Source organism: Methylobacterium frigidaeris (assembly GCF_022179185.1).
Taxonomy (GTDB): Bacteria; Pseudomonadota; Alphaproteobacteria; order Rhizobiales; family Beijerinckiaceae; genus Methylobacterium; species Methylobacterium frigidaeris.
In genome coordinates, this window is record NZ_BPQJ01000012.1 from 21331 (window position 1) to 43165 (window position 21835).

At 72.0% G+C, this 21835-nt stretch carries 23 protein-coding genes and 1 tRNA gene; 10 read left to right on the forward strand and 14 right to left on the reverse strand.

Translation table 11 applies throughout. The features are described 5' to 3' along the window. Nucleotides 1-231: 231 nt before the first annotated feature. Both MFF64_RS14230 and MFF64_RS14235 read right to left on the reverse strand, forming a co-directional pair. Nucleotides 232-1575 (reverse strand): ABC transporter substrate-binding protein, encoded by a 1344-nt coding sequence (locus MFF64_RS14230; RefSeq protein ID WP_238191275.1) that lies wholly within the window; start codon nucleotides 1573-1575, stop codon nucleotides 232-234. A 62-nt stretch (nucleotides 1576-1637) separates the two neighbouring features. Beyond that, nucleotides 1638-4577, reverse strand: coding sequence for a PAS domain-containing sensor histidine kinase (locus tag MFF64_RS14235; protein WP_099905679.1), 2940 nt, complete (start codon nucleotides 4575-4577; stop codon nucleotides 1638-1640). 284 nt (nucleotides 4578-4861) lie between these two features. On the opposite strand from MFF64_RS14235, the gene MFF64_RS14240 reads away from it, so the two are divergent. Continuing rightward, on the forward strand, nucleotides 4862-5383 hold the full coding sequence (locus tag MFF64_RS14240; protein WP_099905677.1) for a phasin: 522 nt from the start codon (nucleotides 4862-4864) through the stop codon (nucleotides 5381-5383). A 174-nt stretch (nucleotides 5384-5557) separates the two neighbouring features. Here the strand turns inward: MFF64_RS14240 and MFF64_RS14245 are convergent, their stop codons facing one another. Continuing rightward, nucleotides 5558-5788, reverse strand: a complete 231-nt coding sequence (locus MFF64_RS14245; RefSeq protein ID WP_099905675.1) for a hypothetical protein — start codon at nucleotides 5786-5788, stop codon at nucleotides 5558-5560. A 152-nt stretch (nucleotides 5789-5940) separates the two neighbouring features. Between MFF64_RS14245 and MFF64_RS14250 the strand changes: the two genes are divergently transcribed. Next, nucleotides 5941-6252, forward strand: coding sequence for a hypothetical protein (locus tag MFF64_RS14250; protein WP_099905681.1), 312 nt, complete (start codon nucleotides 5941-5943; stop codon nucleotides 6250-6252). A 78-nt stretch (nucleotides 6253-6330) separates the two neighbouring features. Here MFF64_RS14250 and MFF64_RS14255 read toward each other — a convergent pair whose 3' ends face one another. From MFF64_RS14255 to MFF64_RS14285, 7 genes are all read right to left on the reverse strand, one after another. After that, nucleotides 6331-6981 carry a L,D-transpeptidase gene (locus tag MFF64_RS14255; protein ID WP_099905673.1) on the reverse strand — a complete coding sequence of 217 codons (651 nt, stop codon included), beginning with the start codon at nucleotides 6979-6981 and terminating at the stop codon, nucleotides 6331-6333. Nucleotides 6982-7278: 297 nt separating this feature from the next. Continuing rightward, nucleotides 7279-8085: a transglutaminase-like domain-containing protein gene (locus MFF64_RS14260; RefSeq protein WP_238191277.1), complete on the reverse strand. Its 807-nt coding sequence runs from the start codon at nucleotides 8083-8085 to the stop codon at nucleotides 7279-7281. Nucleotides 8086-8280: 195 nt separating this feature from the next. Next, nucleotides 8281-8526 carry a hypothetical protein gene (locus MFF64_RS14265; RefSeq protein WP_238191279.1) on the reverse strand — a complete coding sequence of 82 codons (246 nt, stop codon included), beginning with the start codon at nucleotides 8524-8526 and terminating at the stop codon, nucleotides 8281-8283. Between the two features lie 163 nt (nucleotides 8527-8689). Beyond that, nucleotides 8690-9322, reverse strand: a complete 633-nt coding sequence (locus MFF64_RS14270; RefSeq protein ID WP_238191281.1) for a NepR family anti-sigma factor — start codon at nucleotides 9320-9322, stop codon at nucleotides 8690-8692. A gap of 102 nt (nucleotides 9323-9424) precedes the next feature. Continuing rightward, nucleotides 9425-10501 (reverse strand): transglycosylase SLT domain-containing protein, encoded by a 1077-nt coding sequence (locus tag MFF64_RS14275; protein WP_425324309.1) that lies wholly within the window; start codon nucleotides 10499-10501, stop codon nucleotides 9425-9427. A 261-nt stretch (nucleotides 10502-10762) separates the two neighbouring features. Then, on the reverse strand, nucleotides 10763-10987 hold the full coding sequence (locus MFF64_RS14280) for a hypothetical protein (protein ID WP_099900272.1): 225 nt from the start codon (nucleotides 10985-10987) through the stop codon (nucleotides 10763-10765). Nucleotides 10988-11085: 98 nt separating this feature from the next. Next, a complete protein-coding gene (locus tag MFF64_RS14285) occupies nucleotides 11086-11652 on the reverse strand; it encodes a hypothetical protein (protein ID WP_099900274.1) in 567 nt (188 codons plus the stop codon). Nucleotides 11653-11982: 330 nt separating this feature from the next. Between MFF64_RS14285 and MFF64_RS14290 the strand changes: the two genes are divergently transcribed. From MFF64_RS14290 to MFF64_RS14300, 3 genes are all read left to right on the forward strand, one after another. Next, on the forward strand, nucleotides 11983-12282 hold the full coding sequence (locus tag MFF64_RS14290; protein ID WP_099900276.1) for a hypothetical protein: 300 nt from the start codon (nucleotides 11983-11985) through the stop codon (nucleotides 12280-12282). Between the two features lie 468 nt (nucleotides 12283-12750). Next, on the forward strand, nucleotides 12751-13035 hold the full coding sequence (locus tag MFF64_RS14295; RefSeq protein WP_099900280.1) for a hypothetical protein: 285 nt from the start codon (nucleotides 12751-12753) through the stop codon (nucleotides 13033-13035). 186 nt (nucleotides 13036-13221) lie between these two features. Then, entirely contained in the window at nucleotides 13222-13410 is a 189-nt protein-coding gene (locus MFF64_RS14300; protein ID WP_238191284.1) for a hypothetical protein, read from the forward strand. 7 nt (nucleotides 13411-13417) lie between these two features. Here MFF64_RS14300 and MFF64_RS14305 read toward each other — a convergent pair whose 3' ends face one another. Then, entirely contained in the window at nucleotides 13418-13630 is a 213-nt protein-coding gene (locus MFF64_RS14305) for a ribbon-helix-helix protein, CopG family (RefSeq protein ID WP_099905704.1), read from the reverse strand. A gap of 224 nt (nucleotides 13631-13854) precedes the next feature. Here MFF64_RS14305 and MFF64_RS14310 point away from each other — a divergent pair, with 224 nt between their 5' ends. After that, entirely contained in the window at nucleotides 13855-14223 is a 369-nt protein-coding gene (locus MFF64_RS14310) for a VanZ family protein (RefSeq protein ID WP_099905707.1), read from the forward strand. Nucleotides 14224-14232: 9 nt separating this feature from the next. On the opposite strand, the gene MFF64_RS14315 is transcribed toward MFF64_RS14310, so the two are convergent. Together MFF64_RS14315 and MFF64_RS14320 are read right to left on the reverse strand one after the other, a co-directional pair. After that, nucleotides 14233-14523 carry a DUF6894 family protein gene (locus MFF64_RS14315; RefSeq protein ID WP_099905710.1) on the reverse strand — a complete coding sequence of 97 codons (291 nt, stop codon included), beginning with the start codon at nucleotides 14521-14523 and terminating at the stop codon, nucleotides 14233-14235. Between the two features lie 136 nt (nucleotides 14524-14659). After that, nucleotides 14660-14736: transfer RNA gene (locus tag MFF64_RS14320), tRNA-His, on the reverse strand. Between the two features lie 183 nt (nucleotides 14737-14919). Between MFF64_RS14320 and MFF64_RS14325 the strand changes: the two genes are divergently transcribed. The 3 genes from MFF64_RS14325 (at nucleotide 14920) to MFF64_RS14335 (ending at nucleotide 18862) form a co-directional block, all read left to right on the forward strand. Continuing rightward, a complete protein-coding gene (locus MFF64_RS14325; RefSeq protein ID WP_099905712.1) occupies nucleotides 14920-16740 on the forward strand; it encodes a chloride channel protein in 1821 nt (606 codons plus the stop codon). A 66-nt stretch (nucleotides 16741-16806) separates the two neighbouring features. After that, nucleotides 16807-17886 (forward strand): tartrate dehydrogenase, encoded by a 1080-nt coding sequence (locus tag MFF64_RS14330; protein WP_099905714.1) that lies wholly within the window; start codon nucleotides 16807-16809, stop codon nucleotides 17884-17886. Between the two features lie 127 nt (nucleotides 17887-18013). Next, nucleotides 18014-18862: a DUF1236 domain-containing protein gene (locus MFF64_RS14335; protein ID WP_099905716.1), complete on the forward strand. Its 849-nt coding sequence runs from the start codon at nucleotides 18014-18016 to the stop codon at nucleotides 18860-18862. A 23-nt stretch (nucleotides 18863-18885) separates the two neighbouring features. On the opposite strand, the gene MFF64_RS14340 is transcribed toward MFF64_RS14335, so the two are convergent. Continuing rightward, on the reverse strand, nucleotides 18886-20013 hold the full coding sequence (locus MFF64_RS14340; protein ID WP_238191286.1) for a helix-turn-helix transcriptional regulator: 1128 nt from the start codon (nucleotides 20011-20013) through the stop codon (nucleotides 18886-18888). Nucleotides 20014-20275: 262 nt separating this feature from the next. Here MFF64_RS14340 and MFF64_RS14345 point away from each other — a divergent pair, with 262 nt between their 5' ends. Then, entirely contained in the window at nucleotides 20276-21478 is a 1203-nt protein-coding gene (locus MFF64_RS14345) for a pyridoxal phosphate-dependent aminotransferase (protein WP_238191288.1), read from the forward strand. The last annotated feature ends 357 nt before the right edge of the window (nucleotides 21479-21835 follow it).

Here is a 21835-nt window from a genome sequence, read left to right on the forward strand (position 1 = left end):
CGTTGGGGCATCGCGCCGTGCACCGACTAGGAGAATGCCGGGCCGGGGTACAGCCCCGCACCGCACCATTCCCGCATTTTCGCGTTGTCGCCACCATCTGTCCCAAGGATAGGGTCCTGACGCAAGGTCGCTCCGACAGAATCCTGTGCCTTGAGAGACGTCCGGACGGTGGATGGAAACCAACCGGAACAGGGCAGACGTCCTGCTGCAATGCAGCAATCTCGCGAAGACTTATTGCTGGCCGGCCGGGCACGTCTCTCGGGGCTTCGCACCGGCGGTCCCGGTCTCGGCGGCGACGCGCTCGGCCAGGGCCGCCACGGCGGCGTCGAGGTGAGGGCTCAGGCGCTCGCGCGGCGGCGGGATCTCGTCGCCGACCTGCACCCAGCGGGCACCGGTCCATTCCTGCACGGTGAGCGGACGGCGGCCGCTATGGTCGCTGCAGGACAGGCGGATGCGGCGGGCGAAGCCGACGAGGCCGAGCTCCTTCCAGCGCACCGGATCGAGGTTGATCGCCTCGAGCCCGCGGCGCATCTCGGATCCGTCGATCCGCCGCTTGCCGGCGAGGGCTTGCGCGTTGCGGATGCCCTCGGCCAGGATCACCCCGGCATAGACGCCGCGGTTGTAGAGCGGGCCGGCGCTCTCCTCCTTGGGCGTGCGCGACAGCCCGGCATCGATCACCAGGAGGTCGATCTGGTCGAAGGCCGGGAAGCTGTCGCCCGGCGCGTGCCAGGTCACGGTGCGCAGGCCCTTGGCGGTGAGGTCCCGGGTGCCGGCCCCCGGCCGCAGCAGGTCGTCCTCGCCAGTCCAGCCCACCGTGACGACGCGGTTGAGGGGCAGCCCCGCCGCGGCCGCGTCCCGCAGGGGGGTGCCGGAGAGGCCGGCGGTGGCGTCGAGGATCACGGTGTCGGGATCCGCCGCCCGGATGGCGCGCCAGGGAGCCGTGTTCTCGTCCGATGAGGCTCCGTCCGGCAACGCGTAGGCCCGGAAGGCGAGGCCGGCCTCGGCGGCGAGCGCCCGCAGCACCGGCTCCGGCTCGCGCCCGGCCGGGCTGTCGCGGTGGACATAGGCGAGGCTGCGGCCCTGCGGACTGTCCTCGCTGCCACCTTGCGCGAGATGCACGAGCGCCGCGCTCAGGGAATCCCAGACCGTGGCCGGCGGCGCGAAGGCCCAGGGCAGCACGTCGCCCCGCGCCATCGCGGCCGGGCCGTAGCCGGCGGCGACGAGGGGCATCCGGTCGGAGGCGAGGCGCGGCAGCAGCGCCAGGGCCGCGTCGGCGCTGCCGGGCACGAGCGCGACGCTGCCGCGGGCGACCGCCGCCTCGTAGCAGGCCAGCGCCCGTGCCGGCTCGCCCCCGGTCTCGCATTCCTCCACGGCCAGGCGGGTGCCGCCGACGCCGCCGTCGCGCCGGTCGAGCATGGTGAGATAGTCGGTCAGCCCGTTCGCCAGGGGCGTGCCCGAGGCGGCCATGGGGCCGGTGCGTTCGGTCAGCACGGTCAGCGGCAGGCCCTCCGCCGCGGCGGCGGGGCCGGCGAGAAGGCCGAGGAGGGCGGCGATGACGGCGGGGCGGGGCGGCATGGCCGGGTCCTGACGGGGCTTGAGCCGGCGGAGCCTACGCCCGGGACCGCCCGGGCGATAGCTCAGGATTCGAGCACCCGGGCGGCCGGGAACAGCACCTCGACCAGCGTGCCCTCGCCCTTGCGACTGGTGATCGTCAGTGCGGCGCGGTTGGCCTCGACGAGGGCCTTGGTCAGCGGCAGGCCGAGGCCCGTGCCGCCGCCGCGGCGCTGGGCGGTGGCGATCTGGCGGAACGGCTGGAGCGCGGTCTCGATCTCCTCCGGGCTCATGCCGATGCCGGTGTCGCGCACCCGCAGGGCCACGCCGCCCCGGTCGGTCACCGCCGTCGAGACGATCACCTGCCCGCCCGCATCGGTGAACTTGATCGCGTTCGAGATCACGTTGAGGGCGGCCTGGCGCAACGAGCGCTGATCGGCCAGCACCGCCGGCAGGCCGGGGGCGAAGCTCGTGCGCATCACCACCCGCTGACGGGCGGCCTGGGGCTGCATCAGGGCAACCGACGCCGCCACGAGATCGTTGAGAGCGACGCCCGCGAAGGCGAGGTCGAGGTGGCCGGCCTCGATCTTGGCGAGATCGAGGAGGTCGTTGACCAGGCTGACCACGTGCTCGCCGGAGGCGCGGATGTCGCGCAGGTAATCGCGGTAGCGGTCGCTGCCGACGGGGCCGAACTGCTCCTCCAGCATCACCTCGGCGAAGCCGATGATGGCGTTGAGCGGGGTGCGGACCTCGTGGCTGATCGTGGCCAGGAAGTCGGATTTCTGGGCGCTGGCCCGCTCGGCCTCGCGGCGGGCGCGCACCAGCTCGGCCTCGGTGCGCCGGGAGGCCGAGACGTCGCGCAGGACCGCGGCGACGCGGCGCGGCGGCCCGCTCGCCACGGGCGCGAGGGTGAGAAGGAGCGGCAGCGGGCCGTCCGGTCCCCGCGCCATCACCTCGTCGCCGGTCGTCGCGGTGGCGCCCGCGCTGGCCCGCAGCAGGGCGGCCTGGGCCGCCGGCCGGCTCTCGGGAGAGAACAGGCCGATCAGGGGTTCGCCCGCGACCTCGCGCGGATCGGCGCCGAGCAGGGCCTGCGCGCCCCGGTTCATCCCGACGATGCGGCCCTCCTCGTCGAGCACCACCACGCCGTCTGTGACCGCGTCGAGGATCGCCGTGGTCTCGCGCAGATGCGCGTCGCGGTGGGCGAGGTGGGCCTCGGCCGCCGCCAGGGACTGGGCTGGATCGGCGTCCGGCAGGCGCCGGATCGTCAGCAGGCTCGCGGGCGCGCCGTCCCACTCGATCGCGCCGACGCTGACGCCGACCGGCACGCTGCCGCCGGCCCGGGTCGCCAGCGCGACCGGCACCCCCTCGCCGGGGCCGGGCGAGGCGGACGGATCGCGGCCGCGAAAGATCACCCCCGGACCGCCGGCCGCCGCCAGAGCCTCGGGGCTGTCGTAGCCCGACAGGGCCAGAAGGTGGCGGTTGGCGAGCAGCACCTCGTCGCCACGATGGACCAGGAGGCCGACCGGCAGCCGCTCGACGAGGCGGGCCAGCGCCGCCTCGGCGCCGCGCTCGGGCAGCCGGGCGAGCGCCTGCGCCCCGCGGAACGGGGTCACGGCGCCCCGGGCCGGCGCGATGGGCTGGGCCGGGGGCGAGGACGGCACCGGTTCGACCCCCTCCGGATCGCCGGCGAAGCGCGCGCCGAGCGCCCGGGCGATCTCCCGGAACGCCGCGTGCTCGTTGAGGGAGAGGGAGGCGGTGCGCGGCCGCTCCTCCGCCGCGGGCTCGGCCGGCGGGGAGGGATCCTCCGGCGGAGACGCGAGGGGGGCCGCCGGGAGGGGCGGCGCATCCTCCTGCGACGAGTCCCGGAGCGGCGACGGCTCGGACCGCGCAGCCTGCGCCGTCGCGTCGGGCACCCCCGCCGACGGAGGGAACGGGCGCGTGCCGAAGCCCCAGCTCATCCCGAGATGCGCGAAGGGCGCCGCCATCAGGCCGGCGAATTCCGCCATGGTCGCCCCGGCGAGGGAGGCGAGGTCGGGCGTGTCCGGATCCGGCGCCGGTGCGGGAGCCGGGTCGGGTCGCGTTGCGGCCTCGGGGGCAGCCTGCGGCGGCGCGATCGGCTCCCCGGTGGGCAGGCGTCCGACGGCGATCACCGCCGCGGCGCGCTCGCGCAGGGTCGGGCGGAGCGGCTTCGGCTCGGCGGCGTCCGGCCGGTCGGCCGCCGGGACGACCCGCTCCGGATGGACCACCCCGAAGCCGCTGAAGCCCGCGAAGGCACGGCCGGCGCCGAGGCGGGGCGCCCCCGAGAGATCGACCATGACGGCGTCCCGGGTCCCGGCGATGCGCCAGCGCACCGGCACGGCCCGGAAGGTGTTGCGCTGCGCCAGGGCTTCGCCGAGGGCCGGCTCGGCCTCGACCGGGCCGGCGAGCAGGTCGTCCCAGCTCCGGCCGACTGGGGAGGCGCCGATGGTCTCGGGCAGCCGCCCCGTCACCTCGACGAGGCAGCCGCGGGCGTCGCTGCGCCACAGGAAGCGAAGGGCGGGGCCAGGCGCGGGATGGGGTTTGGGCTCCACCAGCTCGGGGGCGGGCTCGGGATCCGGGCTCGGCACGGCGGCGGGAACCGTCGACGCCGGTGCACGGCGGGGGCGGCGCGCGGGCAGCGGGTCGAGGATCGCGACGGCGAAGACGGGCTCGCCATCCGGCAGGGCGGCGGGCAGGCAGGCGCAGAGCAGGGGCGGGGCGAGGCGTCCGGCGAGGCGCAGGCGCTCGAGCCGCGGCTGCGGGGTCCCGACGGGCAGGCTCAACGATCCGCGCAGTTGCGCTGGGAGGCCCAGGGACGGGTCGATCCTCCCGTCCCGATCCGCGATCGCGTCGCGGAACGCGGCGGCGGCCGGCGAGGCATGGAGCAGCTGCGTGGCGGTGCGGTCGAGGAGCAGGAACGCGCGATCGTCGCCGGCGATCCGCTGCCCGAAGGCCGGAACGGCCCGCAGGGCCTCGATCGTCGTCTCGAAGAGCACGTTCCGACCCACTGCCTCTCCCCACGCAACGCGCCGCGCCTGACCCAGCGACCGGCCCCGCGACCGGCCCCGCGACCGGCCCCATGCGAGAACCGGACCCGCCCCACTGCTTTAAACCAACTGACCCTTTCCCGCACCGGCACGAAATGCGCAGTCGCAGCGTTATCTCACCGTCAACCTTAACGACGCTCGAAAAGGTGGCAATTCGCCCGAAGCATGCTATTGTGCAGTGCACAAACGTGCCGGGCCCACAGCGTGCCGCGCCAGGGGCCGCGCCAAACATTGAGGAGACGAACATGACCCAGACCCCGAACTACGAGATCCCGACCGAGATGCGGGACTTCGCGGAGAAGAGCGTCGAGCAGGCCCGCAAGGCGTTCGATTCCTTCCTCGGCGCGGCGCGCAAGACCGCCGACACGCTCCAGGGCTCGGCCGAGATGGCCCGCACCAACGCCCAGGACGCCTCGACCCGCGGCTTCTCCTTCGCCGAGCAGAACGTGAACGCCGCGTTCGACCTCGCCCAGAAGCTCGTCCGCTCGAAGGACGTGCAGGAGGCGATGCAGCATCAGGCCGAGTTCGTGCGCAGCCAGTTCGCCGCCATGCAGACGCAGGCCCGCGAGTTCGGCGGTCTCGCCCAGAACGCGATGCAGCAGAGCGCCGAGAACGCCAAGCAGGCGATGCAGCAGGGCGCCGAGCACGCCCGCAACGCCATGCAGCAGGGCGCCGAGCAGGCGCGCCAGACCATGCAGAAGGGCGCCGACGCGGCTCGCAGCGCCACCGACCAGGCCACCAACGCCGCCAAGGACGCCGCGTCCTAAGACGCGCCTCCGGACCGGCTCGGGACGGCGACGGCCGCGCTCCGCGAGGGGCGCGGCCTTTTTGTTGCGTCGCGGAAGTGACGCCCGCTTGTCATTCCTCCGGGCCATCCAGGGGAGAAAGAGGCGCGGGCTTTCTCCCCGTGGACGGCAGGGCTTTCCGGGCCGGATCGGTCCTCATGCATCGGACGTTTTGCTGCGGTGCAGCGGGCCGATGCCGAACTCCATCTCCTCCAGCCCGTCATCGCCATCGAGGTCGCCCACCCGGCGGACCGGCGGGTCGCAGGCGCGGATCAGCCGGACGATCTGCATCGCCCGGTCGGCGCAATCGGGCGAAATGCGGGCGATGTCCTCCGCGAGTTCGAGGACGGCGTCGAGGGTGCGCTGCCACTGGGCCGAGCTGGTCACGGCGGAACTCCCTGGCTCGATCACGAGGCGTGGGACCGGGTTGCACCGGCCCCGATTTGCCGGACCGGGGCGGTTCGGCTACCGATGCGGCACCGGGGCGCCCCGCTCGCGGCGTCACGCGGGGTAATTCCCCGCCAGAGAGGAACGCAATGATGCGAGGGTTCGTTCGCGCCGGCCTGTCGTCGGCCGTCCTTTTGGTCGCGGTCCTGGCCGGCTCGGCTCACGCGCAGTACTATCGGGAGGATACGCCGCCCGGCTACGGCTACGATCGGTACGAGCGCCCGCCGCCGCGGCGCGCAGTCGGCTACAATTGCGATGCGGTGCAGCGCGGCCTCACCGGCCCGCGGCCCTATTCCTGCCCGCTGCCCGGCCCGCGGCCGCTCGGCGCCCGCTGCTTCTGCGACGTGCCGCTCGCAAGCTTCAGCGCGCCGCAGCCGCCCGCCCCGGGTCGCGTGGCGCCCTGATACAGCAGAAGGGCCGCCGAGTGGCGGCCCTGTCCGGGATCGCTGCGAGGGACCCTGGCGGGGCCAGCTTGGTCGGCTCTAGTTCAGCACCACCACCTTGGCGCCGACCTTGACCCGCGAATACAGGTCGGTGACGTCGTCGTTGGTCATGCGGATGCAACCGGAGGAGACGGCCTGACCGATCGTGTCGGGCTCGTTCGAGCCGTGGATGCGGTAGAGGGTGCCGCCGATATACATGGCGCGGGCGCCGAGCGGGTTGTCGATGCCGCCGGCCATGTAGCGCGGCAGGTCGGGGCGGCGGGCCAGCATCTCCTTCGGGGGCGTCCAGGACGGCCATTCGCGCTTCGCGGTGATCGTCTTCGTGCCCGACCAGGTGAAGCCCGGGCGGCCGACGCCGACCCCGTAGCGCAGGGCCATGCCGTCGCCCAGGACGAGGTAGAGCCGGCGCTCGGCGGTCGAGACCACGATCGTGCCCGGCGCGTAGCGGCCGTCGAACGGCACCAGCTCCCGCGGGATCGGGGCGACCTGCGCCTGATCGGTGCTGCCGGCGGACTGGCCCTGACCGTAATAGCCCTGCGTGCGGTAGCTCGGCGCGCCGTAGGGCTGGCTCGCGTAGTAATCCTCGCCGGGATTGGCGTCGAAGGGGTCGTAGGGCGCGGCCTTGGCCGGCGCGGAGGCAAGCACGCACACGCTCAGAGCGCCCGCCAGGGCGGTAGCGAAGATCTTCATGGCCGGAGCCTTACCTCAGCAGTTACCTTTGCTGTACAATGCTGTCCCGGCCCAGTGGTTCCCGGTTAAAGCGACGCTAACGGCGAAGGTGGAGTACCGAGTTCGGTGGAACGGTTCATGGCCGGTTGACCGGTTCGGCGGCATCCGAGCGATGGGGCTCCACCACCGATCGGATGAGTCAGACCCTCGCGCCTTCGCATCGACGCGTCGCTGCGAAGGCGACCGTCGCATCAGCGCCGGCGCCCGTTCGGGTTTGCCTGGCACCTTCGAGCGCGTCCGTTCGAAGGTGCTGCGGTATCAGATCACCTCGTCGGTATGGACCTGGAAACCCGCGAGCAGCGAGGGGCCGAAATTGGTCGAGATCGCCACGTCGGTGGCGTCGCGGCCCCGGGCCATGACGATGCGGCCGATCCGCGGCTTGTTGTGGCGCGCGTCGAACGTGTACCAGCGCCCGCCCAGATACACCTCGAACCAGGCCGAGAAGTCCATCGGGTCGGGCACTGCCGGCACGCCGATATCGCCGAGATAACCGGTGCAGTAGCGTGCCGGGATGTTCATGCAGCGGCAGAAGGTGACGGCCAGGTGCGCGAAGTCGCGGCAGACGCCCTCGCGCTGGTTGAAGCCGTCGAGGGCGCTGCGGGTCGAATCGGCGCGCTGGTAGTCGAAGCGGATGTGGTTGTGGACGTAATCGACGATGGCCTGCACCCGGGCCCAGCCCTCGGGGGTATGGCCGAAGAGCTGCCAGGCGGTGTTCGACAGCTTGTCGGTGTCGCAGTAGCGGCTGCCGAGCAGGTAGACCATCACCTCGTCGGGCAGGTCCTGCACCGGATGCTGCACCGCGTCCGGCGCATAATCGTCCGGCCAGCCGCTATCCTCGATCAGGAAGTCGGCCGAGATGGTCAGCCGCCCCGGCGGTGCGACGATGCGGGTGCAAGTGTTGCCGTAGCGGTCGGGGTAGTCCCGCGCCGGGATCGGCGGGTCGAAGCGGATCGCCGGCGAGGTGAGGCAGTCGCCGAGCCGCGAGGGATGCACGCTGAGCATCAGCAGCATCGGCGTCGGAGCCGGGGAATCGAAGGTGATTGCGTACCCGGCCCTGATCCTCATGACGGTGCTGGCTCCCTGATGCTGCCGATCGGCCGATGCCATCGAGACAACATAGGGTAAGGCCCTGGCGTCGCCGCGGGCTGCCCGAAGAATCGGCAGGAGCTGAGCGAAGTTTCGCCGCCCAGGTCAATCCGCGACCAGATGCGCGCGAAACCGCCCGTCGCCGGTGTGCCGGGCATGGGCCGCGCTCCCGCGTCAGCCGCGCCGGGCCCGGGCCTCGAACGCTTCCGCCATCGTGTCGTCGTGGCGGCCCAAGGTCTCGAGCCGCTCGGCTCGCCGGCTCTGCTCCAGGCTCTCCTCGCTGGGGCTCAGCTCGGCGAAGACCCGCGCCTGCTCGGCCTGTCGGCGGTGGCGCTCCGCCTGCTCGCGGAAGAAGGCGGCCTGCTGTCCCGCCGTCGCGGCGTACTCGGCCCGGTAGCTGTCGCGCTCGTTCGTCTTCATCTCCAAATCCCCCGATCTGTTTGGCCGGTTCTCCCGGCCCGCGATCTCCTGGAGGCCGCGCGGCTCTCGTCCACCCGGCCCGTCACACCGACACTAAGGCACGAGCGCCGCGCCGATCAAATCCGCCGGAAGGGGAAACCGTCCGACGGGGGAGAGGTCTGCCTTACGCTACCGGTGGACGCGGCGTGCGCGCCGCGTGCTCGGCAAGGGCCAGCAGGTCCGGCGCACGCTCGAGCGGCACCGCCTGCGGCGGCAGCTGCCCCAGGGGCACGTGGGCCTCGGTCCGCGGCGGCTGCGCCACGACGAGGTGGATGGTCGGCCAGAGCGTCGCGACGGCCCGGGCGAGCCCCGCCCCGTCGAGGGCGCCGTCGCGCTCGGTCGGCAGGCCGATCAACACCAGGGCGACCTCGCCGCCATGCAGGCGCAAGGAATCAAGCCCGGCATCAGGGTCGAGGCAGCGGATCGTCTCGAGGCCCGCGCGCCCCAGGAGCATGGCGGCCTCGCCCGCCCCCGGCACGTCACCGACCAGAAGGGCCAGACGGCCGGCGGGGATCCCGGCCGGACATCCGGCGGAATCGTTCCCGTCGTCGCCCGGCCGCATCACGCGGCCGATCCCCAGGCCCGACTCCGCCTCGCGCGCCTCCAGCTGGCGCAGCAGGGCGCTCAGCCGCTCCGGCACTGCCTCGGCCACCAAGCCGTCATAGGCCGCGGCGAGGCCCGCCCCGAGGGCGTCGAGGGAGAGGGTGGGTGTGAGTTGCGTGCCGCCCGACCGGCACCCGGCGCCCGCCGCGCCCATCGTCACCTCCTGATTCGCTCATCTCGATCAGGAGAATAAATCCTGACGCGCGGCGAGGTTTCCCCAGCAGGAGGCGCGCCGGCGAGGCTTTTTCGTAAGCTCTCAGGGGGTATCGGCGGCGTAGGCCATCACGCCCATCAGGGCGCCGACGTCGCGATAGCGGGCGCCGCGGGTGCTCATCATCGCCTCGAACTTGTCGTGGACCTGCGCCACCGTGAGGCTGCGGGCCTTCCGGCGGCCGACGCGCTCGTAGAAGATCGGGCGGTTCGCCTTGGCGGGCTTCGGCAGCAGGGCGGCGGCCTCGGCCTTCGGCTCCTCGACCACCTTGGCCATGAAGCGCTCGGCGTCGTCCGGCCCGAGGAAGTGGGCGAGGTAGGTCTCGCCAAGGGTGAGCTCGCGGCCGATCCGGGCGGCGATGCGGGCCGCATCGCGCTTCAGCATCTCGCCGGCCATCAGGGCGGAGAGGGAGGGATCGCGGCGCAGGTCGAGGATGCGCGCGCGCTCGGACGAATCGGCGACGCCGTTGTCCTCGCCGATCAGCCCCGCCTCGCGCGCGTAGCCGTGCTGGGCGCCGAATTCCCGCATCACCTGCAGCCAGGTGCGCTCGATGAACTGGTAGAGGCCGGTGGCCGACGAGGTCCGCGCCTGGACCTCGGTCAGGAAGCTCGATTCCTTGTCGGCCACCGCCATCAGCAGCACCGGGTCGGTGCGCACGGTCGCGGCGGCCCGCACGATGGTCTGGACGAGGTGGCGGCGGATCCGCATCGGGCCGAAGCTCAGCACCTCGTTGGGGTCGCCCCCAGTGCTGGCGGCCAGGAGGTCGTCGTAGGAGACCCGGTCGACGCCGGCCGAGCCGAGGGCGGTGTCGAGGTCGTGCACCGGCTCGCGAAGAGGTGCCATCGTGGCGGTCTCGCGGGCGGCCGGCTGGGTCTTGACGGTCTGGATCTTGGGGGTCGGCATCACCAGGAGGTCGGCCATCATGGTGACGGCCGGGCGGGCCGCCATCAGATCGGCGCCGTACTGGTGCAGCAGCGCGGAGAGGCCCGCGGCGAAGCACCCCGCCGCGAGCAGCGTCCGCGCCATGACCGGCACGCCCCCGTGGGCGGCGCGAGCACCGAGCGAAAGCACATCTCCCGAGAGGACGTGCCCCGACAGAACGTTCCCCTGGGCCCCCGCCATCCGCAGGCCGCCGCGCTGTGCAGGTCCGTCCGCTCGACGTCGCATGTGATGGTTCGCCCCGGTTTCCACGCCTCTGAGGCGCAAGAAGCCGGTGAGATGTGGCGATAAAACGGCGACGCTCGCACAGCTCAGCGTCGTTTCACACAAGCTTCGCCGTACGGTGATCCGAGCATTCAGGCCTCTTTACGGCCAAGCTCGACCTGCGGGACCGGGTCGGTGACTGCGGCGCACGATGGTGCAGCGCAGCAGCAGGCCTTGTGCTCAGCGAGTGGCGGGCTGACCGGCCGTGTCGCGGTCGCGCTGGCGCTTGTTGGCCTGGTGGCGGCCGATGGCGCAGCCCGCGGCCGCGCCCGCGAAAGTGTGGCCGACCGCGTGGCCGGCGATGCCGCCGACGACCGCGCCCTTGATGCAGCCCTTCGCCTCCGCGGCGCCGGCGAACCCGGCCAGAGCCAGGGCCAGCACGGTGCAGGCGATCATCTTGCGCATGGCAGTCTCCCTTGCGTCACATCATCGACGTCACTGAACAGCACGAGGCGTGATCCGGTTCCGTCACCGATGTGATCTCAGCCCAGGCGTGATCGCGGTCAGATATGGGTGAGGGCGTAGATCTCCAGTGCGACCTCGACGGCGAGCAGGAACGCGATCACCGCGAGGAGCAGGGCCAGCACGGCCTGGCCGCGGGTCTCGAACAGCGCCAGGGCCTGGGTGCCGATGCTCCGCGTCGGCCCCATGGCCGCCGCGGTCGGCACCCGGACCGGCGCCGGAGGCGGCGCTTGCGCCGGCTCGGCCACAGCCGCCGCCTGAGGCTCGAAGATCGGACGGTAGGCACCGACCGGCACCAGGATCCGGACCGGCCATTGCCGGCCTTCGTCGGCATAGACTTCGTCGAGGACACGGCGCAGGCGGCCGGCCTCGACCCGTACGCTCGGATCGTTGCTCGGGTCGAAGCTGTCGGCCCGGCCGAGGGCCTGGGTGGCGATGGTGTAGGCCTTGATGGCCTCGCCTCGCCCGGCCAGCTCCTCCTCGACGATGTAGCTCAGGAAGGCGGCCAGCTTCTGCGAGCGCCGGAACGCGGGCGCACCCAGGCAGCCGTCGAGGCTGTGGCGCACGGCCTCGGCGGAAACAGTCTCCGTGCTGGTCTCTTCGTTCATTACCTGTCAGTCCGGTCCGGCAATATGCGCGGGACGTCCACTACAATCTTTCGCGCGAAAGGTTGCTCCATACGTTATGCCTATCATGGCACGTCGCGCTACCTTACCGTGGTGAGGTGTGACGCCGTAACGGGAGCGGAATCGCCGACCTGATCGTCGCATGTTGTTAATTGTTGCGACTTGGCGCCGCGTCTGAAGGCCCGACGGGATCGATGGCAACCGCCGCATTTCTCTTCGGCAATGGCCGCGGAGAGTATTGGGCGGTCCTTAACCGATCGCTAACCATGTTCGTCGGAGGATCGGGCGAACCTGACCGCATCGAGGTGATCCATGCCGCAAGCTCAGACCCGCCCGCTGCCCACGGCGTTCGCACGCTATCCGATCCCGCTCGAACTCCTGGCCGTCCTGCATCGCGCCAGCGAGGACGACGTGGATGCCCTGGTCTCGCGCATGCCGGAGACCGGACGGGCGCGGCTGGCGGCCTACTGCACCGACAAGGACCACCTGCACCAGCTCGGCCTGCGCATCGCCGGCACCTGCGACGAGGCCGCCCTGGTGCGTGTCGTCGGGGCCGATGCGGGAGCGAGCCTCTACGCGCAGTCGCGTCCGGCCGGAGCGCTGCCGAGCTGAGGCGCCGGCACTCACCGAACCGACCATCCTGACATGTCGTCGTCGAGGGGCCGCGCCGCGCGGCCCCTCGCTGCGTTTGCGGTCATGAAACGCCCGCGGTGTCGTCTGGAACGCCGGCCGGCGGCACCAGGAAAATCGGCCCCAAGAAAAAAGGCCGCTCTCGCGAGCGGCCCGAAGTCTAGGGAGGAAACGCCCAAAGAGGGCAGCAAGGCCGCGACGCCATCGCGACCGTGCGATGCACAAACTAGCGTGCGCCGCACAAAAGGCAAGCGATATTTTCGGTTCCGTGGGCGATCGCAACGAGTGGCAGCGCTGCACCCCGGGCACCGCTTTCGATCCAGGGTTCGAATTGGCGCGGACGCGAAGGTGGGAACCGCGTGCCGCAGCCCAATGGGCGAGGAACGGGGTGAGGAACCGGTCCTGTGCGGCCCGTGTTGAGCGGAGACAACAACCCTCGGAGGAAATTCGATGACACGCTTTACCGCGCTCGGTGCCGGACTCTTCCTGCTCGCCGGAACGCTCGGTGCGGCCGCCGGTCCCTGCGCGCCTGGGCAGACCGCGCAGAAGATGGACAAGAGTTCGAACGTCGATCCGCCCTCGACCGCTTCGGTCACGCCCGGCGCGCGGGCCGAATCGCCCGGCACGGTCGGGGCGATGCAGAATCTCGGCTCGCAGACCGCGACCTCGCCGGCCGACGTCAGCCGACAGTCCAAGGGCGAGAAGACGGCCGCACAGCAGGCCAACGACTGCTGACGCGGGATCCCCGCCGCCAGACCCCGATACCTGCGCAGGCTCCTCTTCTGAGGGGCCTGCGCTTCGCGTCACGGGCCCGGATCGTCGCAGAGCGGTCGCAGCGGCATCCCGGCCGCGCCGGACGCGTTGGCTCGACGATCCTTCGGCGCGCCGCGCCGCTCAGTTGGAGAGGAAGGGAGGAGAGACATGGCCGACAGGACACCCGAGATGGCCAGGGCCCAGATCGCCTACGCGCTGCAGGCCAAGCGCGATTCGCTCGTGGCGGCCTCCGATGCCTTGCGGGCATCGCCCGGAGACAGCGAGATCCAGCGGACGGTCGAGCGGCTGATGGAGGATATCGGCCGCCTGGAGATCCAGCTGCGCGGCGCAGCCTGACGATGGGTCAGGCGGAGGGCGCCCCTTTCAGGTAGCCCTTCGCCCGCAGGTACTCCCGCAGGATGAGGCAGATCGCCTCGCCGCGGGAGAGCTGCTCCACGGCCGCGAACTCGGTCAGCGCTCGCGCGAGGTCGTCGGGAATGTGGAACGCCTCCTCGTCCCGGACGCTCTCGCGCTGGGCATCGCCGGGTGGAAGGGACGTCTCGGCGGTCTCGGTCATCGGGCACCTCCGGCTGTCTCCCGGGTATCGCGCCGCAGCGCGGATCGTTCCGCCTACGGCCATCGGATGACCCCGCGGGCTGCCCGACGGAGCGGGCAGGGGGTGGGTGCCGCACCGGATGGCGCTCTTGCCCGACCGGCGCCGTCCGGCGGACGATCGGCGGTAAGCCGGGACGAGTTGAGCGGCGAGTTGGGCGGCATGAATCTGGGCGGAGGAGAGACGGCATGGGACCGATCGCGCGGCCGGAGCTGAGGCGCATCGCCGGGATGGTGGGCCTCGCCTGCCTGCCGGTGCTGGTCTGGCTGTCCTGGATCCCCAAGGACTGGGAGCTGCGCACCGGCGCGGCCGGCCAGGTGGAGCATCTCTTCGCCTATGCGGGCACGGCCGGCCTCCTCGGATTCGGCTTCCCCCGCGTGCCGGCCTGGCGGCTCGGGCTCGCTCTCGCGGTCCTGGCGGGCATCCTCGAGATCGGGCAGATCTGGGTCCCGGGCCGCACCGCGCAGATCATCGACTTCGCGGCGAGCGCGGGCGGCGCCCTGCTCGGGCTTGCCGCCGCGCGCACCCTCGCCGGCCGCAGGATCGCGGCCGGGTAGGATCCTTCGTCAGGCCGCCCGCACCATGCGGGGCCGGGGCGGCCGCGACGCCAACCGCACCGGCTCCTCCGGCCCGCGCACGGTGAGGGCGAGACTCACGGTCATGACGGGGTCGCCCGTCCGGTCGCGGACCCGGACCTTCAGATCGGAGAGATCGGCACCGGGCAGGCCGGCCCCGGCGAACTCGATCGCCGTCCGGGTCGCCTCGCTGCGAATCTCGTCCTGGCTGCAGAGAATAAGCCCAATATCGTCCTGGCACTGCCAGGCACCGGCACTCAGATCGAAGAAGTAGCGCTGCACACCGTCCTCCCCTCGTTCCGGGGAGAGCTGTGCACAGACCAGCTGGCCAGTGCTTTAACAAATTTGAAAGGATTGGTCAGGATCGATCCGCTCAACCGGCGCGTGTTGCGCCCGGGCCTCGATCCATGGGAGTCCGTGGTACCGCCACCCCGGCTCGAACGGGGGACCTCTAGATCCACAATCTAGCGCTCTAACCAACTGAGCTATGGCGGCTCGCGACGGGGGGCTGTGTAGTCCGGCCGGAGCGCCGTGGCAAGCGCCGATCCGCGGCTTTCGCGTCGGAAAGGGTGGGAAACCGTGCAGGCGCCACCCGGGATGCCGGTCGACCGGCCGGCTCCGGCGCCCTAAACCCCGGCAGGCGCCCGCCAATCCCCGCCAGCCCGCCCCGACGGTCCGATGACGCCGAAATCCGAGACGGTCCGCCGCTCCCTCACGGAGAGCGCCCTCGTGCTGGCGCCAGGCGCGCTGCGCGCCTGGGTGCGCGGCGGCGAGATCGGCCTGATCCTGCTCGCCGCCCTGGTCGGCTGCGTGTCGGGGCTGCTTGTCAGCGCCATGAGCTGGGCGGCGCAAGGAGCCCACGAGCTGCTGTTCGGCCTCGATCTCGACGAGCGCTTGAGCGCGACGCCTCACGTGCCGCCAGTGGTGGCACTCGGCGTGCCGGCCCTCGGCGGCGCGCTGCTCGGCCTGGCGGTCTGGCTCGGCGGGCGCGTGCGGCGGGTGCCGGGCAGCCCGGTGATCGACCCGATCGAGGCCAACGCGCTCCATGGCGGCCGCCTCTCGCTGCGGGATTCCGTGCTGGTGGCGGTGCAGAACCTGATCTCGAACGGCTGCGGCGCGTCCGTCGGACTCGAGGCCGGCTACACCCAGATCTCCGGCGGGTTCGCCTCGCGGCTCGGCCTCAGCTTCGAATTGCGCCGCAACGACATGCGGATCTTGGTGGGATGCGCCGCGGCGGCCGCCATCGCGGCGGCGTTCGGAGCGCCGCTCACGGGGGCGTTCTACGCCTTCGAGCTGATCATCGGCACCTACGCCATCGCCTCGCTCACCCCGGTGGTGACGGCGGCACTCGCCGGCGCCTTCGTGTCGCGGGCGATCCTCGGGCACCAGACGGTCATCACCCTCGGGGCCACCCCGCCGGTCGGTCCGGCCGACTACCTGCCGACGCTGGGCCTCGGGCTGATCTGCGCCGGGCTCGGCATCCTGATCATGCAGGGCGTCACGCTGGTGGAGGAGGGGGTGCGCCGCACGAAGGTGCCGCCGCTGGCTAGGCCGGTCCTCGGCGGTCTCGCGGTCGGAGCGCTGGCGCTCGTCGCGACGCCGCAGGTGCTCTCCGCCGGCCACGGGGCGCTCCACCTCAACCTGGCGGAGGATGGCGCGGCGATCGGCGCGGCGGGGCTGATCTTCCTGTTCCTCGCCAAGGCCCTGGCCTCGGCGATCTCGATCGGCACGGGGTTTCGGGGCGGGCTGTTCTTCGCCTCGCTCTTTCTCGGCGCGCTCGCCGGCAAGATCTTCGTGATGCTGGCCCCGCCCCTCGTCGCCATGGTGCTGCCGCCGGTGACCTACGCGGTGGTGGGGATGAGCGCGCTCGCCGTCGCGGTGATCGGCGGGCCGATGACGATGACGTTCCTGGCGCTCGAGGTGACGGGCGACTTTCCCATCGCCAGCCTGGTGCTGGTGGCGGTGATCGCCTCCTCGCTCACCGTGCGAAAGACCTTCGGCTATTCCTTCGCGACGTGGCGCTTCCACCTGCGCGGCGAGTCGATCCGCAGCGCCCACGACGTCGGCTGGATCCGCACCCTGACGGTGGGCCAGCTGATGCGGCGCGAGGTGCGCACGGTGCGCAGCGACACCACCCTGGCGGCGTTCCGGCGCGCCTTCCCGCTCGGTTCCGGCACCCAGGTGGTCGCCGTCGACGAGGCCGGGCTCTATGCCGGCATCGTGCTGGTGGCCGAGGCCCATGCCGCACCGATCGACGACAAGGCCGCCGAGACGAGGGTCGCCGACCTCTTGCGCTACCGCGACCAGGTTCTGGTGCCGCAGATGAACGCCAAGGAGGCGGTCGCCCTGTTCGACAAGGCCGAGAGCGAGGCGCTGGCAGTGGTCGAGAGCCGCGAGGCCGCCCGGGTGATCGGCATTCTGAGCGAGAAGCACACCCTCAAGCGCTACAGCGACGAGCTCGACCGCCAACGCAGGGCGAGCGTCGGAGAGGTGGCGTGAACGGCGATTGACCGGCGCCGCCCGATGCGCGACGCGGGAACGCGATCAAAACAGGAGGAGACCCCCATGCCGTCAGCCCAGCGCACCTACCGCATCGCCGTGATCCCCGGGGACGGCATCGGCAAGGAGACGGTGCCGGAGGGCGTGCGCGTGCTGGAGCAGGCGGCCAAGCGCCACGGCTTCACGCTGCAGCAGGACTGGTTCGACTTCTCGTCCTACGACTATTACGCCAAGCACGGCCGCATGATGCCGGAGGACTGGAAGGCGCAGATCGGCGGGCACGACGCGATCTTCTTCGGCGCCGTCGGCTGGCCGGAGAAGATCCCGGACCACGTCTCGCTGTGGAACTCGCTGATCCTGTTCCGGCGCGAGTTCGACCAGTACATCAACCTGCGCCCGGTGCGGCTGATGCCGGGCGTGCCGAGCCCGCTCGCCGGCCGCAAGCCGGGCGACATCGATTTCTGGGTCGTGCGCGAGAACACCGAGGGCGAATACTCCTCGGTCGGCGGCCGGATGTTCCAGGGCACCGACCGCGAATTCGCCGTGCAGGAATCGGTCTTCACCCGCCGCGGCGTCGACCGGGTGCTGAAATTCGCCTTCGACCTGGCGAGCTCCCGGCCGAAGAAGCACCTGACTTCGGCCACCAAGTCCAACGGCATCTCGATCACCATGCCGTACTGGGACGAACGGGTCGAGGCGATGGCGCGCCACTATCCCGACGTCGCCTGGGACAAGTACCACATCGACATTCTGACCGCCCATTTCGTGCTGCATCCGGACTGGTTCGACGTGGTGGTGGCCTCGAACCTCTTCGGCGACATCCTGTCCGACCTCGGCCCGGCCTGCACCGGCACGATCGGCATCGCCCCCTCGGGCAACATCAACCCGGACCGGGATTTCCCGTCGCTGTTCGAGCCGGTCCACGGCTCGGCGCCGGACATCGCCGGCCAGGGCATCGCCAACCCGATCGGCCAGATCTGGTCCGGCGCGATGATGCTGGAGCATCTCGGTGAGAAGGAGGCCGCGGCCGAGATCGTCGCGGGCATCGAGCGGGTGCTGGCCGAGCGAACCCTGCGCACCCGCGACCTCGGCGGCAATGCCGACACGGCGGCCTGCGGGCTCGCGGTGGCCGAGGCGATCGGCTGAGGCCGGCGTGCCCGGCTCCGCGGAGCCGGGCGCTGCCCCGGAACCATTTCCCACACCTCTCCGTTGCGGCCCGGCACTGCAGCAACCCACGCCGTCGGCGGCGCGGATGCGGTGCTGGGAGAGGGTCATGAGCAAGCTGATTCGCGGCAAGGTGCTTCGCGGAACCATGACGGCCGCCGTGCTGGCGCTCGGCGCGGCCACGGCGTTCGCGCAGGGTGGCGCGGGCGGCGCGGGCGGTGCCGGCGGTGGGGCCGGGGGCGGCGGTGCGGGTGCGGCCGGCGGGGCCGCGGGCGGCGCGGGTGGCGGAGCGGGCGTGGGCGGTGGCGCCGGTGGTGGTGCCGGCGGCGCGGGCGTGGGGGCCGGCGGTGGGGCCGGCGGTGCGGCCGGACCTCGCGGTGGCGCCGGAGCCGCCCAGCCGGGCGGCGGAGTCGGACCGGCGGGCGGTGCCGGCCAGCAGCCGGGCGGTGCCGGCGGCCGGGCCGGTGGCGAGGGCGCTCAGCCGGGCGCCGGCGGGCGCGGGGCCGAGCAGGGCGAGCGCGGTGGACGCGGCGCCGAGCAGGGTGGCGAGCGTGGCGCGGAGCGCGGCGAGCGTGGTGCCGAGAGGGGTGAGCGCGGCGGGGAACGCGGCGAGCGTGGCGAGCGCGGTGCCGAGAGGGGCGAGCGCGGAGCAGAACGCGGTGAGCGCGGCGGTGGCGGTCGGTCCGAGGCCCGGGGCGCCGTCTCGCGGCTCGACACCACCCAGCGCACCGAGTTCCGCCAGACCATCGTGCGCTCCGGCGTGCGGCCGGTGACGAACGTCAATTTCAGCCTCAATGTCGGCACCGCGGTGCCGCGCTCGGTGACGCTGCACGCCCTGCCGCCGGCGATCCTCACGCTGGTGCCGGCCTATCGCGGCTTCCGCTACGTGCTGGTGCAGGACGACATCGTCATCATCGATCCGGACACCTACGAGATCGTGGACGTGATCCCGGGCTGAGGCGCCCGAACAATGCCTCCGGCTCAGGCGCCTTGCTTGAGCCGGAGGATGAACACCGCGAGTTCGGCTTGCCGCGACACTCCGAGCTTGGCGAAGACCTGGCGCAGCTGCGAGCGGGCGGTCTCGTGACGGATGCCGAGGCTCTCCGCAGCCTGGACCAGGGAGCGGGACCCGTCCATCAGGAGCGCGAGCCGCGCCTCCGCCGGCGAGAGCCCGAGCTCGGCCAGCCGGTCCTGCCCGTCGCCCGCGGCCGCGGCCCGGCGAAGCACCAGGAGGGCGAGCTGGTCCGGCATCAGCAGCCGTGCCATCCCGAGGACGCCGCGCAGGTCCTGGCGCAGGCCGATCGCCGTGACCTGCCACGTCTCCGCGCCGATCCGCACCGGGCCCGGCGGGATCCCGTGCGCCGGGGCGCCGCCGTAGGCCAGGGCCGCCTCGCGGGCCATCGCCGCGGAGAGGCGCGGATCCCGCACCTGGATCCGGTCGAGGGCGCCGACCCGCAGGACGTCGCCCGCGGCCAGCAGGGCCTGGCCGGCGCGGCTCGCCTCGACGAGGCGCAGGTCCCGCGTCACCACGAAGGCCGGGTCCGCCACGCGGTCGAGCAGCGTCTCCCTGGCCGCGAAGGCGGCGCTGGCTGGGAAGCAGGCCCGGTTGGTCTCGATCGCCCGGCGCATCCGCGGCCCGATCTGCTCCATCACGGCGGCGAGCCGGCCGTGCTCGCGCGTCGCCCGGGCGAGGTCGTGCTGGAGGTTCAGCACCGCCAGGCGGCCGTCGGCGTCGATGAGCTTGATCCCGCTCGACGCCGTCATGCCACCGAGGCGCGACAGCCAGTCGGCATAGAACTCGGTGTGGCTCAAGGACGAGGCCGGCATCCGCTCCTCGGAATGCATCGACACCATCGCAGGGGTCGACAGGACGACCGAGATCCACGGGTTCACGGCGCCGAAATGTGCCTCGTAGGCCTGGATGATCGCGGGGTCCCACCCCCACTGGACCAGGGGCAGGCCGGTTCCGGCGGCGGCGTCGACGACCTGGAGCACCGGCCACACCCCGGGCAGGAGGCGGCCGATCTCGGCCATCACGGCGTCCCAGGCCGCGGGGTCGCAGGCGGCGTGATCGACCGCGAGGCCGATCTCCTCGCTCACCCTGCGCACGCGCTCCGCCTCGCCCATCGCCGTCGATTCCGCATGACCCGAGCTGTCGCGCCGGTCCGGTACGGTGTCACGGCGCCGGCGCGCGAGTCCAGAACCCGAGCCCGAAACCGTCGATTTCGCGAGGCGGGACAGCCGCTTCTTCGGGCAAAGCGCCGCTTGCCCGCGGTGGCGTGCGGGACTAGGGTCCCGGCCGCTCGAAGACCCGGACGGCCAAACCTCGGCCCGGCCGGGCATTTTTCAAGCTTCTTTGGAGTCGATCATCATGGGCTTTCTGGCCGACGCCCTCTCGCGCGTGAAACCCTCCGCCACCATCGTGATGACCCAGAAGGCGCGGGACCTGAAGGCCCAGGGGCGCGACGTCATCAGCCTGTCGGTCGGCGAGCCGGATTTCGACACGCCCGAGCACATCAAGCAGGCGGCGGTCGAGGCCATCCGCCGGGGCGAGACCAAGTATCCGCCGGTCTCCGGCATCGTGCCCCTGCGCGAGGCGATCGCCAAGAAGTTCAAGCGCGAGAACGGGCTCGACTACAAGCCGAGCCAGACCATCGTCGGCACCGGCGGCAAGCAGGTGATCTACAACGCGCTGCTCGCCACCCTCAACCCGGGCGACGAGGTGGTGATCCCGCGGCCCTACTGGGTGTCCTACCCGGAGATGGTCGGCCTGTGCGGCGGCACGCCGGTCTTCGCCGAGACCACGATGGAGACGGACTTCAAGCTCCAGGCCGCGGAGCTGGAGCGGGCGATCACCAGCAAGACCAAGTGGGTGATCCTCAACTCGCCCTCGAACCCGTCCGGCGCCGCCTACAGCCACGCCGAGATGAAGGCCCTGACCGACGTGCTGGTGCGCCACCCCCACGTCTGGGTGCTCACCGACGACATGTACGAGCACCTGGTCTACGGCGACTTCACCTTCGTGACCCCGGCCCAGGTCGAGCCGGCTCTGTATGACCGGACGCTGACCATGAACGGCGTCTCGAAGTCCTACGCGATGACCGGCTGGCGCATCGGCTACGCCGCCGGCCCCGAGCAGCTGATCAAGGCGATGGACTTCGTCCAGGGCCAGCAGACCTCCGGCGCCGCGACGATCTCGCAATGGGCGGCGGTGGCCGCCCTCGAGGGGCCGCAGGACCACCTGGCGCAGTTCCGGGCCGCGTTCCAGACCCGGCGCGACCTCGTCGTGTCGATGCTGAACCAGACCAACGGCCTGCGCTGCCCGACGCCGGAGGGCGCGTTCTACGTCTATCCGTCCTGCGCCGAGCTGATCGGCAAGCGCACGCCGGAGGGCAAGGTGATCGAGACCGACGAGGATTTCGTCACCGAGCTGCTGATGGCCGAGGGCGTCGCCTCGGTGCACGGCTCGGCCTTCGGCCTGGGTCCCAACCTGCGCATCTCCTACGCGACCTCGAACCAGCTCCTGGAAGAGGCCTGCAGCCGCATCCAGCGCTTCTGCGGCTCGCTGCGCTGAAGCGGGCATAGGCGGATCGCCTGATTCGACCCGGCGGGCCCGTGCCCGCGGGGTTTTTTCTTCGGCGCGGTCAAGCTCTCCAGCCCGCGCGTTTAGACGCAAGCCTGAGGCCCGCATTCCGGTTGCTCCCCCGGCCCGGTCTGGCTTACACGGGCCGTCCTCGATGCCGGCGCGCCCGGAGGCTTCCGGAACCCATCCGGGCTGTGCGGCAAAGAGGTCGGCGATGACGGGGTGGGGCGGACCAGTTCTCTGCAACCCATTCCTGTGAGGCTCAGTGGGCCGAGCAGTCGCAGGAGCGTCACGGGTTCGGGGAACAGGAACCGCGACCCTGGCGCATGGCCCACCAGAGTCCTTCGG